The sequence below is a fragment of the Streptomyces sp. A3M-1-3 genome, from assembly GCF_024213665.1.
Lineage (GTDB): Bacteria > Actinomycetota > Actinomycetes > Streptomycetales > Streptomycetaceae > Streptomyces.
This window is the reverse complement of the sequence record NZ_JANAVP010000001.1, coordinates 301206-317121: the sequence shown is the minus strand read 5'-3', so window position 1 is coordinate 317121 and position 15916 is coordinate 301206. Positions and strand designations below refer to the sequence as shown.

Here is a 15916-nt window from a genome sequence, read left to right as displayed (position 1 = left end):
GGGGTAACCCGGGGCCGCCCGGTTTGAGAGTCTGGCGTGCCCCGTCTCCCTGTTAGGGCGCTCCTGCGTCGCGTCGCTGCGCGATTCCGCTTCGCTCCACCCTATTCGCGGGTCTTACAACGCCCCCTCACACCACGCTCTCCCGCCACGCCCGGTGCAGGTCCGCGAAACGGCCCGTTCCCGTGGTCAGTTCGGTCGGGCTGCCGTCCTCCACGATGCGGCCGCCCTCCATCACCAGTACCCGGTCCGCGATCTGCACCGTGGACAGCCGGTGGGCGATCACCACAGCGGTGCGGCCTCGCAGGACGGTGTGCATCGCGCGCTGTACCGCCCGCTCGCCCGGGATGTCCAGCGAGCTCGTCGCCTCGTCCAGGATCAGTACCGCCGGGTCCGCGAGCAGCGCGCGGGCGAACGCCACCAGCTGCCGCTGGCCGGCCGAGATCCTGCCGCCCCGCTTGCGTACGTCCGTGTCGTACCCGTCCGGCAGCGCGCTGATGAAGTCGTGCGCGCCGATCGCCTTCGCCGCCTGCTCGATCTCCGCACGCGTCGCGTCCGGCCGGCCGATCGCGATGTTCTCGGCGACCGTGCCGGAGAACAGGAACGCCTCCTGCGTCACCATCACCACCCCGCGCCGCAACTCCGGCACCGCCAGATCGCGCAGGTCCACCCCGTCGAGCAGCACCCGGCCCTCTGTCGGGTCGTAGAACCGCGCCAGCAGCTTCGCCAGTGTCGACTTGCCCGCGCCCGTCGACCCGACCACCGCGACCGTCTGCCCGGCCGGCAGCCTCAGGCCGAAGCGGGGCAGCACCTCGCCGCCCGTCCGGTACGCGAAGCGCACGTCCTCGAACACCACCTCGCGGCCCGGATGATCCGAGTCGTGCGCGGGCAGTTCCCTCGATACGGCCGGCTCCGGCACAGTCGGCGTCTGCGCCAGCAGACCCGCGATCTTCTCCAGCGACGCGCCCGCCGACTGGTACGAGTTGAGGAACATCCCCAGCCGGTCGATGGGGTCGTACAGCCGCCGCAGATAGAGCACCACGGCCGCCAGCACCCCCAGCGCGAGCGTCCCGCCCGCGACCCGGTACGCGCCCCACAGCACGATCCCGGCGACCGCCGTGTTCGCGACCAGCCGGGAGCCGACCACATAGCGGGCCATCTCCAGCATGGCGTCGCCGTTGACGCGCTCGTGGTGCCGGTTGAGCGCACGGAACTCCGCGTCGTTCGCCCGCTCGCGGCGAAACGCCCGCACCGGCCGGATGCCGTTCATCGTCTCGGCGAACTTCACGATCACCGACGCGATCGCCGTGGACCGGCTGCTGAACACGACACCGACGCGCCGCTGGTAGAGCCGTACCAGCAGATACAGCGGCACGAACGACACCACCGCCAGGCCGCCCATGCCCAGGTCCAGCCAGAGCAGCATCGCCGAGATGTAGACGAACGCCAGCACCACCGCGATGAGTTCCTGCAGCCCCTCGCTGAGCAGCTCCCGCAGCGACTCCACATCCGTGGTGGAGCGGGAGATCAGCCGGCCCGAGCTGTACCGCTCGTGGAAGTCCACGCTCAGTGCCTGCGCATGCCGGAAGATCCGCCCGCGCAGATCCAGCAGCACATCCTGGTTGACCCGGGCGGACGTACGGATGAACCCGTACTGGAAGGCGCCCGAGCCGACCGAGCAGAGCGCGTACCCCACCGCCACGGCGATCAGGGGTCCGTAGTCGTCGCGCCGCAGCGCAGGCACGCCCCGGTCGATGGCGTACGCGACGAGCAGCGGTCCCGCCTGGGCGGCGGCCTGTTGCAGCAGCAGGAGCAGCGCGGCGAGACAGACCAGCGCGCGGCGCGGGCCGAGCAGCGAGCGCAGCAGCGCACCGGTCGCGCCCGGCGGCGCGGGCAGCGCGTCCCGGTCGAACGGGTCGCCGGCGGCCGGGCCGGCGACGGGGTCCGGTTCCGCACCGGCCGGCCGCTCGTCCTCCACGGTGGTGCTCACGCGTCCCCCTCGTGCCCGGCCCCGTGCCGGGCCTCGTCCCCGGCGCCGGACATCAGCCAGGCGTACTCGGCGTTGCTGCACAGCAGTTCGTGGTGCGTGCCGACGGCGGCGATCCGGCCGCCGGAGAGCAGCGCGACCCGGTCCGCGAGCAGCACGGTCGACGGCCGGTGCGCCACGACCAGCGCGGTCGTGTCGGCCAGGACACGCCGCAGTGCCGCCTCGACCAGGGCCTCCGTATGGACATCCAGCGCGGAGAGCGGATCGTCGAGTACGAGGAACCGCGGCCGGCCCACGACCGCCCTGGCCAGCGCGAGCCGCTGCCGCTGGCCGCCGGACAGGCTCAGGCCCTGCTCGCCGACCTGGGTGTCGACGCCGTGCGGCAGCCGCTGTACGAATCCGGCCTGCGCGATGTCCAGGGCCCGCCCCAGCTCGGCGCCAGTGCCGGTGCCACCGGCGCGCTCACCCGCGCCCATCAGGACGTTCTCCCCGACGCTCGCGGAGAACAGCGTCGGCTCCTCAAAGGCCACCGACACCAGCTCGCGCAGCCGCTCGCGCGGCATCTCCGCGATGTCCTCGCCGTCCAGGGTGATCCGGCCCCCGGTCACCTCGTGCAGCCGCGGCACGAGCGCGGTGAGCGTGGTCTTGCCGCTCCCGGTGGCCCCGACGAGCGCCATGGTCTCGCCGGGCCGGATCCGCAGGTCGATCCGCGCGAGGACGGGAAGGGTGCCGCCCGGCGCGTCGGGATACCGGAACTCAACGGAGTCGAAGACGAGCCCACCCCCGGCGCCCGGCGGCTCCGCCGCCCCCGCGGCCGCCGGGTCCCGCTCCTCCTCCGCGTCCATCACCTCGAAGTACCGCTCCGTCGCCGTCGCCGCCTCCTGGCTCATCGCCAGCAGGTAGCCGATCGACTCCACCGGCCACCGCAGCGCCAGCGCCGTCGACAGGAAGGCCACCAGCGTGCCCGCCGAGAGTGAGCCGTCGGCGACCTGGACCGTGCCCAGCACCAGCGCCGCGCCGATGGCCAGTTCCGGGAGGGTCATGATCAGGGCCCAGATGCCCGCCAGCAGCCGGGCCTTGCCCAGTTCCGTGGAGCGCAGCCGCTTCGACAGCTCGCGGAAGGCGAGGGCCTGGCTGCGGTGGCGGCCGAAACCCTTGATGATGCGGATGCCGAGCACGCTCTCCTCGACGACGGTGGTCAGGTCGCCGACCTGGTCCTGCGCCTTGCGCGCGACCAGGAAGTACCGGCTCTCGAACAGCCCGAGGGTGATCAGCAGCGGTACGACGGGCGCCAGCATGACCAGTCCGAGCGTCCAGTCCTGGGTGAGCAGGATGCCGAACCCGACAAGAATCGTTGCCGCGTTGACGACCAGGAAGGTCAGCGGGAAAGCCAGGAACATCCGGACCAGCATCAGGTCCGTCGTACCGCGCGAGAGCAGCTGCCCCGATGCCCAGCGGTCGTGGAAGGCCACCGGCAGGCGCTGCAGATGCCGGTAGAGGTCCGCCCGCATCTCAGCCTCGACGCTCGCGAGCGGGCGCGCGACGAGCCAGCGCCGGAAGCCGAACAGCGCGGCCTCCGCGATGCCGAGCAGTAGCAGGTACAGCGCGCCCAGCCATACGCCGGCCGGGTCCGCGTCCGCGACCGGGCCGTCCACCATCCACTTGAGGACCAGCGGGATGACCAGGCTGAGACAGGAAGCGAGGATCGCGACAAACGCCGCGCTGACCAGCCGGGTTCGTACGGGCCGTACATAGGGCCAGAGCCGTAGCAGCGAACGTACGGCCGACCTGTCCTGGGGAGCTGAGCGTGTCTCGGGCATCAGGGGCGAGCCTAGAGTTCACCACTGACACAGCCCACCGAATTTCGCCGCCCCGCACCCCCGCCCGTCACCCCCTCCCGTTCCCCCTCAACCCCTGACCTTCAGCAGCAGCACCGACCGCGCCGGCACCGTCACCGTCTCGCCGCCCCGGTGGACCGTGCCCGGTGCCGTGGCCTGGTCCTCGCGGGAGGTGTCGACGATCAGTTCGTACGCCTCGGCCCACGGCGCGCCCGGCAGGACCCAGCTCGCCGGCCGGTCCGCCGCGTGCAGGACCGCCAGGAAGCTGTCGTCCGTCACCTGCGCGCCCCGCGCGTCACGGCCCGGGATGTCGCGCCCGGACAGATAGAGACCCAGGCCGGCCGTCGGCGCGTACCAGTCCCGTTCCGTCATCTCCGTGCCGTGCGGGGTGAACCAGGCCAGATCGCGCAGCCCGTCCGCGCCCTGCTGCCGGCCGGAGAAGAAGGCGCGGCGGCGCAGCACCGGATGGGTGTGGCGCAGGCCGATCAGCCGGGAGGTCAGCTCGTAGAGCGGTCGCCAGTCCGGGTCGTCGAGCAGGGTCCAGTCGAGCCAGCTGGTCGCGTTGTCCTGGCAGTACGCGTTGTTGTTGCCGCCCTGCGTACGGCCCAGCTCGTCGCCCGCGACCAGCATCGGCACGCCGGTCGACAACAGCAGCGTCGTCAGCAGGTTGCGCAGCTGACGGCGGCGCAGTGCGCCGATCCGGGCGTCGTCCGTCTCGCCCTCCGCCCCGCAGTTCCAGGAGCGGTTGTCGTTGGTGCCGTCCCGGTTGCCCTCCCCGTTGGCCTCGTTGTGCTTGCGCTCGTACGAGACCAGGTCGCGCAGCGTGAACCCGTCGTGCGCGGTGACGAAGTTGACCGAGGCGTACGGGCGCCGGCCGCCCCACGCGTACAGGTCGCTGGACCCGGACAGCCGGTACCCCAGGGCCCGTACGTCCGGCAGCGCGCCCCGCCAGAAGTCCCGCACGGCGTCCCGGTAGCGGTCGTTCCACTCGGTCCACAGCGGGGGGAAGGCACCGACCTGGTAGCCGCCCGACCCCACGTCCCACGGCTCGGCGATCAGCTTGACCCGCCGCAGCACCGGGTCCTGGGCGATCACGGCCAGGAACGGGGACAGCATGTCGACGTCGTGCATCGAGCGGGCCAGCGCCGCTGCCAGGTCGAAGCGGAAGCCGTCGACGCCCATCTCCGTGACCCAGTACCTCAGCGAGTCCGTGATGAGGCGCAGTACGTTCGGCTGGACGACGTGCAGGGTGTTCCCGCACCCCGTGTAGTCGGCGTAGCGCCGGGCGTCCGGCTGCAGGCGGTAGTAGCCCCGGTTGTCGATGCCGCGCAGCGACAGGGTGGGGCCCAGCTCGCCCGCCTCCGCGGTGTGGTTGTAGACGACGTCGAGGATGACCTCGATGCCGGCGGCGTGCAGCGCCCGCACCATCCGCTTGAACTCGCCGACCTGCTGGCCGCCGGTGCCCGACGCGGAGTACCCGGCGTGCGGGGCGAAGTAGCCGATGGAGTTGTAGCCCCAGTAGTTGCGCAGGTCGCGGCGCAGCAAATGGTCCTCGTGCGCGAACTGGTGCACGGGGAGCAGCTCGACGGCCGTCACTCCGAGTCGTACGAGATGGTCGATCGCCGCGGGGTGCGCGAGCCCGGCGTACGTCCCCCGGAGCTCTTCCGGGATGCCGGGGTGGAGTTTGGTGAAGCCGCGGACGTGCAGCTCGTAGATGACCGAGTCGGCCCACGGCGTCTTGGGGCGGCGGTCGTCCATCCACTCGTCGTCGGCGGTGTCGTCGTGGACGACCACGCCCTTGGGCACGAACGGTGCCGAGTCGCGGTCGTCGCGCACGGTGTCGGCCACATGCTGCTGCGGCCAGTCCCGGACGTGTCCGTACACCTCGGGGGGCAGGGCGCCGAAGTCATTGCCGGGGGCGCCGTCCACCGCCCGCGCGTACGGGTCGAGCAGCAGCTTGGCCGGATTCCAGCGGGCTCCGGTCCATGGGTCCCAGCGGCCGTGCACCCGGAAGCCGTACCGCTGTCCGGGTTGTACGCCGGGGATGAATCCGTGCCAGATCTCGTGGGTCAGTTCGGTCAGCGGGCACCGCGTCTCGGTGCCCCGGTCGTCGAAGAGGCACACCTCCACGGCCTCCGCGCCGCCCGCCCACAGCGCGAAGTTGGTGCCGGCCACCCCGTCGGGGCCGACCCGGTACCGGGCGCCCAGCGGTGTCGGCGATCCCGGCCATACGGGTGCCCGGGGCGTGCCCGGTGACCTGCGGTGACCGTTGGCCCCGGCCGGTGCGTGCCGTTCCCCGTTCAGGGCGGACTGCCCACCCCGTACTGCCTCCTGCTCGGCTGCGCTCGACACCTGTCGGCCTCCCGCGGCTCGTCGGGACCGCCGCCGATCCGGGGGCGCACGGCGTCCCGGCCGTGGCTCCCTCGCATGGTCCTCCCACCTGTTCTTCCCTCAACAGCGCCCGCACTCACGTTTCCCCCGGAGGGGCGCGGTCGTTGTCAGGGCGTGAGAGATGTGACAAGGCGAGCAGGGGCGGGCTTGGCCGCCGTACTGGCATGGGCAGGACTACTGGCCGGGCTGGCCGGATGCACCAACGGCGTCGAGGTGCAGCTGCCGGGGAAAGCGAGGTCGCCGTACGACGCGATCCGGATCTCGCCCGAGGACGGTGCGAAGGGCATCGGCGTGCAGGGGCCGCTCCTGGTGTCCGTGCCGGACGGACGGCTGGAGCGGGTCAGGGTGAAGAAGGTCGAGGACGTACAGGAGGAGAAGGTCCCGGGGCGGATCTCCGAGGACGGTCTGAGCTGGCGGCCGGACGACCAGACGCTGGCGCTGGCCGCCAAGTACACCGTCGACGTGGTCGCCGTGGACGGCCACGGTCGCCGGCAGGCCCGGCACACCACCTTCACCACCTATGTCCCGGAGGAACGCTTCATCGGCTACTTCAAACCGGAGAATCGCTCCACCGTCGGCACCGGGATGATTGTCTCCTTCACCTTCAACCGGGCGATCGAGAACCGTGCCGGCGTCGAGAATGCCATCAAGGTCACCTCGAAGCCGCCGGTGGAGGTGGTGGGGCACTGGTTCGGCAAGGAGCGCCTGGACTTCCGCCCCGCCACGTACTGGAAGCCGGGCACCGAGGTGACCGTCGACATGCGGCTGCGTGATGTGGAGGCCGCCCCCGGCTCGTACGGCATCCAGCAGAAGACCGTCCGCTTCACCGTCGGCCGCCGCCAGGTGTCCACGGTGGACGTGAAGGCGAAGACCATGGTGGTGCGGCGGGACGGTGCGGTGCTGTCGACCATCCCGATCACCGCCGGGGCGCCCAAGACGACCACGTACAACGGGAAGATGGTGGTGAGCGAGATGTTCGACGTGACGCGGATGAACGGCGCCAGCGTCGGCTTCAGGGACAAGAACGGCAAGAGCGAGTACGACGTCTCGGACGTCCCGCACGCGATGCGGCTCACCGACTCGGGGACCTACCTGCACGGCAACTACTGGGCCAAGCCGGAGTGGTTCGGCTCCGTCAACATCACGCACGGCTGTATCGGGCTGCTCGATGTGAAGGGCGGCGGTCCACGCACCCCGGCGGCCTGGTTCTTCGACCGGACCCTGATCGGGGACGTGGTCGAGGTGGTCAACTCCCATGACGAAACGGTCGCTCCGGGCAATGGCCTGGGCGGCTGGAACATGACCTGGGACCTCTGGAAGGCAGGCTCGGAGGCCCGCTGAAGCCCCCTCACAGCACGGCCCGAACCCCATGTGACCAGTTGGGACTGAACGGTGACATTGCAGGGGAGATCGGGACCCATCCGGTGTGATTATCTGTCGCCATGCGCGCGAGTCCAGCGCGAGGGAGTACGGGCCATGGCGGGGCCGGGCCGTGCGAGGGGAGAAGACCATCTTGAACGTGGAGCCGATATCGGGGGCATCGGCCGGAGCACGGCGGCGGCGCGGGGGCGCCCGACTGCCGGCACTGGTACTGGGGGCGGCGCTGCTCCTGGTGACGGCCTGCGGCGGGGGCGGGGACTCCGGCAGCGGGAGCGGGGACAAGGGCAAGCAGGGTTCGGGCAATTCCGACACCGTGGCCTCGCAGGCCGTGGTGACCATCGCACCCAAGGACGGGGCGAAGGAGGTCGGGACGAGCGGGGCCCTGAAGATCTCCGCCACGGGCGGCAAGCTGACCACCGTGACGGTCGCCGACACCAAGGGCAACAAGGCCGACGGCAAGATATCCGCCGACGGCGGGAGCTGGGAGCCGGACCGCCACCTGGGCGCCGCGACCCAGTACAAGGTCCACGCGGTGGCCAAGGACGGCGAAGGGCGTGAGTCCGCGAAGGACGCCACCTTCACCACGCTGACCCCGAAGAACACCTTCATCGGTCACTACTTGCCGGAGGACGGTGCCACGGTCGGCGTCGGTATGCCGGTTTCGATCAACTTCACCCGCGGAATCACGAACCCGGAAGCCGTCGAGAAGGCGGTCACCGTGACCGCCGAGCCGGCCGTGCCGGTCGAGGGCCACTGGTTCGGCAACGACCGCCTCGACTTCCGCCCCGAGAAGTACTGGGCCGCGGGCACCAAGGTCACCGTCAAGCTGAACCTCGACGGCGTCGAGGGCCGGCCCGGGGTGTACGGCAAGCAGACCCGGACCGTGAAGTTCACGATCGGCCGCTCCCAGGTCTCGACGGTGGACGCCAAGTCCAAGCAGATGCAGATCGTGCGCGACGGCAAGGTCCTGAAGAACGTCCCGATCACCGCGGGGGCGCCGTCGACCACCACGTACAACGGCCAGATGGTCATCAGCGAGAAGTTCAAGGTGACCCGGATGAACGGCGCCACCGTGGGTTTCGGCGGCGAGTACGACATCAAGGACGTGCCGCACGCGATGCGCCTGTCCACCTCGGGCACCTTTATCCACGGCAACTACTGGGCGTCCGCGGGGACCTTCGGCTCGGCGAACGTCAGCCACGGCTGCGTGAGCCTGCGGGACGTGCGGGGAGCCTGGGACAAGAAGGCTCCGGCGGCCTGGTTCTACGACAACTCGATCATCGGTGACGTGGTCGTCGTGAAGAACTCCAACGACAAGCAGATCGCCCCGGAGAACGGCCTCAACGGCTGGAACATGTCCTGGGCGGAGTGGACCAAGTAACGCTTGGCCCTGTTCGTACGGCGTTGCATGGAGTTGATCCGGCCCGGTGTTCTGTGACACAGAGCACCGGGCCGTACCGCGTTAACCCCTATTAACCTGCTCCCATGACTGTGAATCTCGAAGTCTCCGAAGGCGTCGGCACCATCCGCCTGGACCGCCCTCCGATGAACGCGCTGGACATCGCCACCCAGGATCGGCTGAAGGAGCTCGCCGAGGAGGCGGCCCGCCGCGACGACGTCCGGGCCGTGATCCTGTACGGCGGCGAGAAGGTGTTCGCCGCCGGTGCGGACATCAAGGAGATGCAGGCCATGGACCATGCGGCGATGGTCGTACGGTCCCGGGCCCTGCAGGAGTCCTTCACCGCCGTGGCCCGCATCCCCAAGCCCGTCGTCGCCGCCGTCACCGGCTACGCGCTGGGCGGCGGCTGCGAGTTGGCGCTGTGCGCCGACTACCGGATCGCCGCGGACAACGCCAAGCTCGGCCAGCCCGAGATCCTGCTCGGCCTGATCCCGGGTGCCGGCGGCACTCAGCGGCTCTCCCGCCTCGTCGGCCCGTCCAAGGCCAAAGACCTCATCTTCACCGGCCGCATGGTGAAGGCGGACGAGGCGCTCACCCTCGGCCTGGTGGACCGGGTCGTCCCCGCCGCCGAGGTGTACGAGCAGGCGCACGCCTGGGCCGCGAAGCTGGCCCAGGGCCCGGCGCTCGCGCTGCGCGCCGCCAAGGAAACGGTCGACGCGGGGTTGGAGACCGACATCGAGACCGGTCTCGCCATCGAACGCAACTGGTTCGCGGGTCTGTTCGCCACCGAGGACCGTGAGAGGGGCATGCGCAGCTTCGTCGAGGAGGGGCCGGGGAAGGCCAAGTTCCTCTGAGGGCACGCGTGTCGGGGCCCGGTCGGTGGCCGATCCTCCCTGTGGGTGCATTAGCCAGGCCTTAAGAGAACCTTAAGGCGCCGTCGGCCGGAACTCTTGGTGATCATCCGTGCGCGGCCCGTTATGGCAGCTCAGCGGGCCGTGGAGGCACATCTACTGCCTCTGGCATATGCCAAACCGGCCTTCCGGAACCGGTGGTTCCGGGGGCCGGATTCCTCCAGAACCGCTCCGTGCGGGGCCTCGGGCCGCCATGATGGGGGCATGGCGGGCCTGGAGGGTGTAGAGCAACCGCGGCAGCGCAGCAGCGTTCTGGCCGCGCGTCCGACGCCGGCCGTCGAGGACGAACGGGCACTCAAAGCGCTGGAGTTGTTCGGGAACCCGGCGGAGGCGGAGGTTCCGCTGCCGTCCCGCCCAGAATCCGCGGGCACGGCCCGGCGGTTGACCCAGAGTGTGGTCCTGCGTCAGTGGGGACTCTCCGCGCAGACCGCCGAGCACGCGGTGCTGCTCGTCTCGGAACTGGTGGGCAATGCCGTACGGCACACGGGCGCCCGGGTCTTCGGGCTGCGTATGCTGCGCCGCCGGGGGTGGATCAGGATCGAGGTGCGCGACCCGTCGCGCGGGCTGCCCTGCCTGATGCCCGTCCATGAACTCGACACCAGCGGCCGCGGCCTCTTCCTGGTCGACAAGCTCTCGGACCGCTGGGGAGTGGATCTGCTGCCGCGTGGCAAGACGACCTGGTTCGAGATGCGCGTATCCGACCGCCACCCGTCCTGAACGCAGAAGCCCCCGCTCGCCCGGGTGGGGCGTCGTGGGGGCTTCTGTAGAGCGCCGTGGATCTGGGGGGGTGTGATCCACGGCGACTGGGGACGACCTGGCCCGGGTCAATGGGGGTCGTGCCGTCGACTATGGCAGACAAGGACCCGGGACGCCAAGTCGCTACCCGGACAAACTTCTCTATATCCGTCTGTTCCGGAACTGAATCGCAGGTGAGGTATGGCGCTCGCCTCGTAAATTGCGAGTAAATATATGCTCTGGCGAGTGATTCATTGATCACCTCGAGGGGTGGGCGGCTCGCGGGCGCGACCCGCAGTGGCCAGAGTTTGGTCAATCGTTATCTTTCGGGCATACCACCCCTTAAATGGGCGGATGCTCTGTTTCCCTGGACGGAACCCCCCGACCCCCCGAGCGATCGGCCGCCGCGACGCACTGCGCGCGGGCGCCGCCGCCGTCGTCGCAGGGGCCTGCGCCACCGGCTGTACGGCAGACAGAGCCGCCCCGCCCGGCCCTTCCGCCCGCGCCGCCCCGGCGGAACAGCAGGCCGCCCCCCGGCCCGAGCCCCGCCCGGAGCCGCGCCACGAGTCCCGCCCCGCGCCCGCTCCCCGCGCCTTTCCCGGCCGGCCGGCGCAGATCGAGCACGGCCCCCGCGACCGTGCCCGCGTCGCGCTCACCTTCCACGGCGGCGGCGACCCGGCCACCGCCCGGTCCGTACTCGCCGTGGCCGAACGGGCCGGTGCCCGGGTGACCGTACTGGCCGTCGGCAGCTGGCTGGACGCCCACCCGCAGCTCGCCCGCCGGATCCTGGACGGCGGCCATGAACTCGGCAACCACACGCAGCGCCACCTGACGCTCTCGTCGATGACCGAGGCGCAGGCGTACGCCGAGATCACCGACTGCGCCCAGCGGCTGCGCAGGCTCACCGGTTCGATCGGGACCTGGTTCCGGCCCTCGCGCGCCCGGTACGCGACCCCGCTCGTCCAGCGGCTGGCCCGCCGGGCCGGCTACCCGCACGTCCTCTCGTACGACGTCGACTCCCTCGACTTCACCTCGCCCGGCGCCGCGGCCGTCATCCGCAACGTCACCGGGACGATCCGCAACGGATCCGTGGTGAGCCTGCACTTCGGCTACGCGGACACGGTCGCCGCCATGCCCGACCTCCTCGAAGAACTCGCCCGCCGCGAACTGCGCGCGGTGACCACTACGGAGCTGCTGACCCCATGACTCCCACGTTGTCCCTCACCACGAGAACCGCCGCACTGCTCGTCGGCGCCGTCCTCACCGCCCTCCTCGCCGGCTGTGGCACGTCCGCCGAGAAGAACACCACGGAAGCTCTCGGCACCGAAGGCGCCGCACCGCCGCCCGAGGCGAGGCAGATCGCGCCCGCGGGCCTGCCCGGGATGCCGCCGGTGCTCGATCCGAAGGACGTCTACGCCGCCGACCGGCCGGGCAAGCTGTCGCCGGTCGTCAAGGACTTCCCGTCCCGGGTGTACGTGCCGAACACCAACTCCAACACCGTTTCCGTCATCGACCCCGCCACCTACCAGGTGATCGACACCATCCCCGTCGGCATCCAGCCGCAGCACGTTGTGCCGTCCTGGGACATGAAGACCCTCTGGGTCAACAACAACCGCGGCCACACGCTCACGCCGATCGACCCGGCGACCGGCCGGGCGGGCAAGCCGGTGGAGGTGCACGACCCGTACAACCTCTACTTCACGCCGAACGGCAAGTACGCCGTCGTGATGGCATCCCTGGACAGGGAACTCGCCTTTCGTGACCCGCACACGATGGACCGGGTCAAGACCGTCCCCGTCTCCTGCTACGGCGTGAACCACGCGGACTTCTCAATGGACGGCCGGTACTTCGTCGTCTCGTGCGAGTTCTCCGGAGAACTGCTCAAGGTCGACACCGAGAAGATGGAGGTCATCGGGCAGCAGAGGATTCCGTTCGAGGGCGCGATGCCGCAGGACGTGAAGATCTCGCCGGACGGCAAGACCTTCTACATCGCCGACATGATGGCGCACGGCGTGTGGGTGCTGGACGGCGAGAAGTTCACCACCCCGAAGCTGCTGCCCACCGGAAAGGGCGCCCACGGCCTGTACGTCAGCCGCGACTCCAAGGAGATGTACATCACCAACCGCGGCGAGGGCAGCATCTCGGTCTTCGACTTCGCCGAGAACAGGCTCACCAAGAAGTGGCAGCTGCCCGACGGCGGCAGCCCCGACATGGGCGGCGTCTCGGCGGACGGCAAGGTGCTGTGGCTGTCCGGCCGGTACGACGCCGAGGTGTACGCCATCGACACGGCCACCGGCGAACAGCTCGCCCGGATCCCGGTCGGCGGCGGCCCGCACGGCCTCGCGGTGTACCCGCAGCCCGGCCGGTACTCGCTCGGGCACACCGGCGTCTTCCGCTGACCCCGACCCCGCTGTCCGGGAACGCCCCGGGAGCCAGTGCGGGCTCCCGGGGCGTTCCCTGTTCACGGGGGCGCCCGCTTCAGGGCCGGTCTCACCAGGCGACGGGGAGCCGCTCCGGCAGCCGCTTGATGAACCCGGTACGCCACACCAACTGCTCGGCGGGGACGGCCGGCCGCAGCTCGGGCAGCCGCTCGACCAATGCGGTCAGGGCGATCTCGGCGTGCGCACGGCCCAGCGCCGAGGCCGGACAGAAGTGGCGGCCCGCACCGAAGGACAGATGCGGGTTGGACGCCCGGTCCAGATCCAGCCGCTCGGGGTCGGCGAACACCTCCGGATCGAAGTTCGCCCCCTCGACCAGCACCAGGACCAAGTCCCCCTGCTTCACGAGGACTTCACCCAGCCGTACGTCGTCCATGGCAAGCCGCGGCAGCCCGTCTCCGATGGACAGGTTCCAGCGGAGCAGCTCGTCGACGGCCCGGCCGATGCGCTCGGGGTGAGCGCGCAGGTAGCCGATCAGCTCAGGCCGCTGGAGCAGCGCCAGAACGGCGAGCACCAGGAACGCCGAGGTGGACACCGTGCCGGCGCCGAACAGCGACACCGCGACCGTGGCGAGCATCTCGTCGGTCAGGTGCGCCGACTCCGGATCCTCCCGCAGGGCAGCCAACTTACTCAGCAGACCGGAGCGTTGGCCCTCGGGGACGTTGAGTTGCTCCACCATGTAGCCGAGGTCCTTGTACCAGTTGAGAGCCGAGCCCTCGAACGGTTCCCTGCTGGTCATGAAGGCGATGTCCAGTCCCGACATCAGCCGTCGCCAGTCCGCGAACGGCACCCCGATGACCTTGCAGTGCAGAGCCGCCGAGAAGGGGTCGGCGAACCCCGCTCGGAGATCCGCGGGCGGGCCCTCGGCGAGGAGCGCGTCGATCAGTTCATCGGCCGCCCCGCGCAGCCACTCCTGAAGCCCGTCGGCCCTCGGGTTCAGCGACCTCATCACCGCGCTGCGCAGGCCGGCGCTGTTGATGTTGCCCATGTTGTTGACGACCTCGGGCGGGATCGTCAGCGCGTACTGCCGGGGCACTCCGGCGTTCGCCGTGTCCTTGAGGCTGAACCGCTCGTCCTCCAGGACCTGCTTGGCCAGGGCGTAACTGCTCACCAGCCAGGCGCTGTCCCCGGTGAGGGTGTGGACCCGGGCCACCGGCTGCTTCTCACGCAGCCAGGTGCATTCCTCGGGGAGGACGTCGCCGCGGCGGGAGAGCGGGAAGTCGAGGACGTCCCCGTGCTCAGGCTGCGCGTCGGACATCGACATCATTCCTTCCGGATTCTTCCGGCCGCACGACGGCATAGGCCTGGTTGCGCGTCGCGCGAAGGCCGCCGCCGCGCCCGTAGAGCACATCCGTCAGCGGCATTTGTACGTGATAGCAGGACACCGAGGACGGCACGTCCAGAATGCTGGGGGTGTCCAGGAAGAACGGGAGCTCCGCGGCGAGGTAGTCGAAACAGACCTGCCGCTGTACCTCGGTGATGGATTGCCCGCCACCAAGTTTGGGGCCGAGGAAGAACTCGGCCATCTCCTCGCAGTTCTTCCGGAATTCGTCGTCCGTGTCGATGAAATGGAGGACGCGTCGGTGGAGGACTTGATAGACGTGGTTTCCGGAGAACTCGGAAAGTGCTCTCACCCTGGTGTCCCCGAGTGGGGGACCGGCCTCCGCCACGCCCCGCAGAACCCGGCGGCGTACCGCCTTGACCTCCTTGGCCGCCCGGCGAGCCGCATGCTCCTGGGTGTATCCGAAGGAGGCGAACATCCGGTCCACATGGAGGTCGGCGTAGACGAAATCGACCTGGGCAAAGCGGGAGTTCGCCCAGCGGGCGAGGGATGTGATGCGCTCCGCGCTGAAGTAGCTGTTGCCCGGGCTTACGCCGATGAGTACGTGGTCGCCGTCGTCCCAGATGGTGCGGCAGGCGGGAGTGAACGGCAGAACTTCGAATGCGTCAGCTGTGATCGTCACGTGTGATCGCCCTTGAAGCCGCTTGTCCCTGGGAGCCCTGCGCTCCTGGTGTGGCGGCAACGACACGAAGTTACCTGTACACGGCGGAGCGTGACAAGAGCGTTCAGGGATTGGCCGGTACTTTCACTTGACAGCCCGCTTCCGCACTTCCGCATTACGGAACGGTAATTGAATGCCTTCCGCAATGCTTCAGTGGGCGACGAGGAGTGCCTCGGCGCCGACCGGCCGCCCGCGCCACCCGCGGATGCTCCGGATCGTCGATGCCCGGCAGACAGCGGCTGGTCACTCATCGCCGGCGGTCATGTCCGTCAGCTCCGCCAGCGCCTCCTCGAGCCACTCCAGCCAGAACTTCTCCAGGCCGATCCCGGCGTGCAGCACCAGGCGGCGCAACCTGTCCTCGTCCGCGTTCCGGCCGGGCGGGAAGTCGCGCTCCTCGATCGCCGCGTACGTGGCCGACTGCTTCCGGTGCAGCACGAGATGCCGCCGCAGCTCCGCCTCGAGCCCGGTGGACCCGACCACCGCCGCCGCGCGCAGCCGCAGCAGCAGCGGATCCCGGATGGGCTTCGGGTCCTGGCTCTCGCCGACCCAGCGGGTCAGCTCCGCGCGGCCGGCGGGCAGTACCTCGAACTCCTTCTTCTGCCCGCGCGCGGGCTGCTCGGAGGGGAGCGCCCGGATGAGGCCGCCCTGCTCAAGCTTCCCCAGCTCCCGGTAGATCTGCTGATGCGTGGCCGACCAGAAGTACCCGATCGACCGGTCGAATCTGCGCGTCAGCTCCAGCCCCGACGACGGCTTCTCGAGCAGGGCGGTGAGGATCGCGTGCGGGAGTGACATGGAGGCATCCTAGGTATCCGGCGCCGATAGGGCCGGGTCCGGCCG

Annotated in this window: 12 protein-coding genes; 6 read left to right on the top strand and 6 right to left on the bottom strand. The window is 70.1% G+C overall.

The window, feature by feature from the left end; genetic code table 11:
* Nucleotides 1-127 precede the first annotated feature (127 nt).
* The 3 genes from NLX86_RS01475 to glgX form a co-directional block, all read right to left on the bottom strand.
* Nucleotides 128-1975 (bottom strand): ABC transporter ATP-binding protein, encoded by a 1848-nt coding sequence (locus NLX86_RS01475; RefSeq protein ID WP_254369785.1) that lies wholly within the window; start codon nt 1973-1975, stop codon nt 128-130.
* 8 nt (nt 1976-1983) lie between these two features.
* On the bottom strand, nt 1984-3804 hold the full coding sequence (locus tag NLX86_RS01470) for an ABC transporter ATP-binding protein (RefSeq protein ID WP_254369681.1): 1821 nt from the start codon (nt 3802-3804) through the stop codon (nt 1984-1986).
* Nucleotides 3805-3891: 87 nt separating this feature from the next.
* Nucleotides 3892-6174 (bottom strand): glycogen debranching protein GlgX, encoded by a 2283-nt coding sequence (gene glgX, locus NLX86_RS01465; RefSeq protein ID WP_254369680.1) that lies wholly within the window; start codon nt 6172-6174, stop codon nt 3892-3894.
* Nucleotides 6175-6327: 153 nt separating this feature from the next.
* Between glgX and NLX86_RS01460 the strand changes: the two genes are divergently transcribed.
* The 6 genes from NLX86_RS01460 to NLX86_RS01435 all read left to right on the top strand — a co-directional run bounded on the left by NLX86_RS01460 (nt 6328) and on the right by NLX86_RS01435 (nt 13037).
* On the top strand, nt 6328-7554 hold the full coding sequence (locus NLX86_RS01460; protein WP_254369679.1) for an Ig-like domain-containing protein: 1227 nt from the start codon (nt 6328-6330) through the stop codon (nt 7552-7554).
* A 172-nt stretch (nt 7555-7726) separates the two neighbouring features.
* The gene (locus NLX86_RS01455) at nt 7727-8974 is read left to right on the top strand and encodes an Ig-like domain-containing protein (RefSeq protein WP_254369678.1); all 1248 of its coding nucleotides are present in this window, start codon (nt 7727-7729) and stop codon (nt 8972-8974) included.
* Between the two features lie 104 nt (nt 8975-9078).
* Complete coding sequence (locus NLX86_RS01450; protein ID WP_254369677.1) at nt 9079-9846, top strand: enoyl-CoA hydratase/isomerase family protein; 768 nt, start codon at nt 9079-9081, stop codon at nt 9844-9846.
* 156 nt (nt 9847-10002) lie between these two features.
* Nucleotides 10003-10620: an ATP-binding protein gene (locus NLX86_RS01445; protein WP_374213817.1), complete on the top strand. Its 618-nt coding sequence runs from the start codon at nt 10003-10005 to the stop codon at nt 10618-10620.
* Between the two features lie 372 nt (nt 10621-10992).
* Nucleotides 10993-11844, top strand: a complete 852-nt coding sequence (locus NLX86_RS01440) for a polysaccharide deacetylase family protein (protein ID WP_254369675.1) — start codon at nt 10993-10995, stop codon at nt 11842-11844.
* On the top strand, nt 11841-13037 hold the full coding sequence (locus tag NLX86_RS01435; protein ID WP_254369674.1) for a hypothetical protein: 1197 nt from the start codon (nt 11841-11843) through the stop codon (nt 13035-13037). Before NLX86_RS01440 ends, NLX86_RS01435 begins: the two co-directional genes overlap by 4 nt.
* Before the next feature lie 91 nt (nt 13038-13128).
* Here the strand turns inward: NLX86_RS01435 and NLX86_RS01430 are convergent, their stop codons facing one another.
* The 3 genes from NLX86_RS01430 to NLX86_RS01420 form a co-directional block, all read right to left on the bottom strand.
* A complete protein-coding gene (locus NLX86_RS01430) occupies nt 13129-14334 on the bottom strand; it encodes a cytochrome P450 (protein ID WP_254369673.1) in 1206 nt (401 codons plus the stop codon).
* On the bottom strand, nt 14315-15040 hold the full coding sequence (locus NLX86_RS01425) for a tRNA-dependent cyclodipeptide synthase (protein WP_254369672.1): 726 nt from the start codon (nt 15038-15040) through the stop codon (nt 14315-14317). Before NLX86_RS01425 ends, NLX86_RS01430 begins: the two co-directional genes overlap by 20 nt.
* Before the next feature lie 282 nt (nt 15041-15322).
* A complete protein-coding gene (locus NLX86_RS01420; protein ID WP_254369671.1) occupies nt 15323-15871 on the bottom strand; it encodes a PadR family transcriptional regulator in 549 nt (182 codons plus the stop codon).
* Between the last annotated feature and the right edge of the window lie 45 nt (nt 15872-15916).

Excerpts from the sequence above, each read along its gene's own strand:
- NLX86_RS01420 (WP_254369671.1), bottom strand. The coding sequence starts at position 15,871 with ATGTCACTCCCGCACGCGATCCTCACCGCCCTGCTCGAGAAGCCGTCG.
- NLX86_RS01470 (WP_254369681.1), bottom strand. The coding sequence starts at position 3,804 with ATGCCCGAGACACGCTCAGCTCCCCAGGACAGGTCGGCCGTACGTTCG.
- NLX86_RS01435 (WP_254369674.1), top strand. The coding sequence starts at position 11,841 with ATGACTCCCACGTTGTCCCTCACCACGAGAACCGCCGCACTGCTCGTC.
- NLX86_RS01440 (WP_254369675.1), top strand. The coding sequence starts at position 10,993 with ATGCTCTGTTTCCCTGGACGGAACCCCCCGACCCCCCGAGCGATCGGC.
- NLX86_RS01450 (WP_254369677.1), top strand. The coding sequence starts at position 9,079 with ATGACTGTGAATCTCGAAGTCTCCGAAGGCGTCGGCACCATCCGCCTG.
- NLX86_RS01430 (WP_254369673.1), bottom strand. The coding sequence starts at position 14,334 with ATGTCCGACGCGCAGCCTGAGCACGGGGACGTCCTCGACTTCCCGCTC.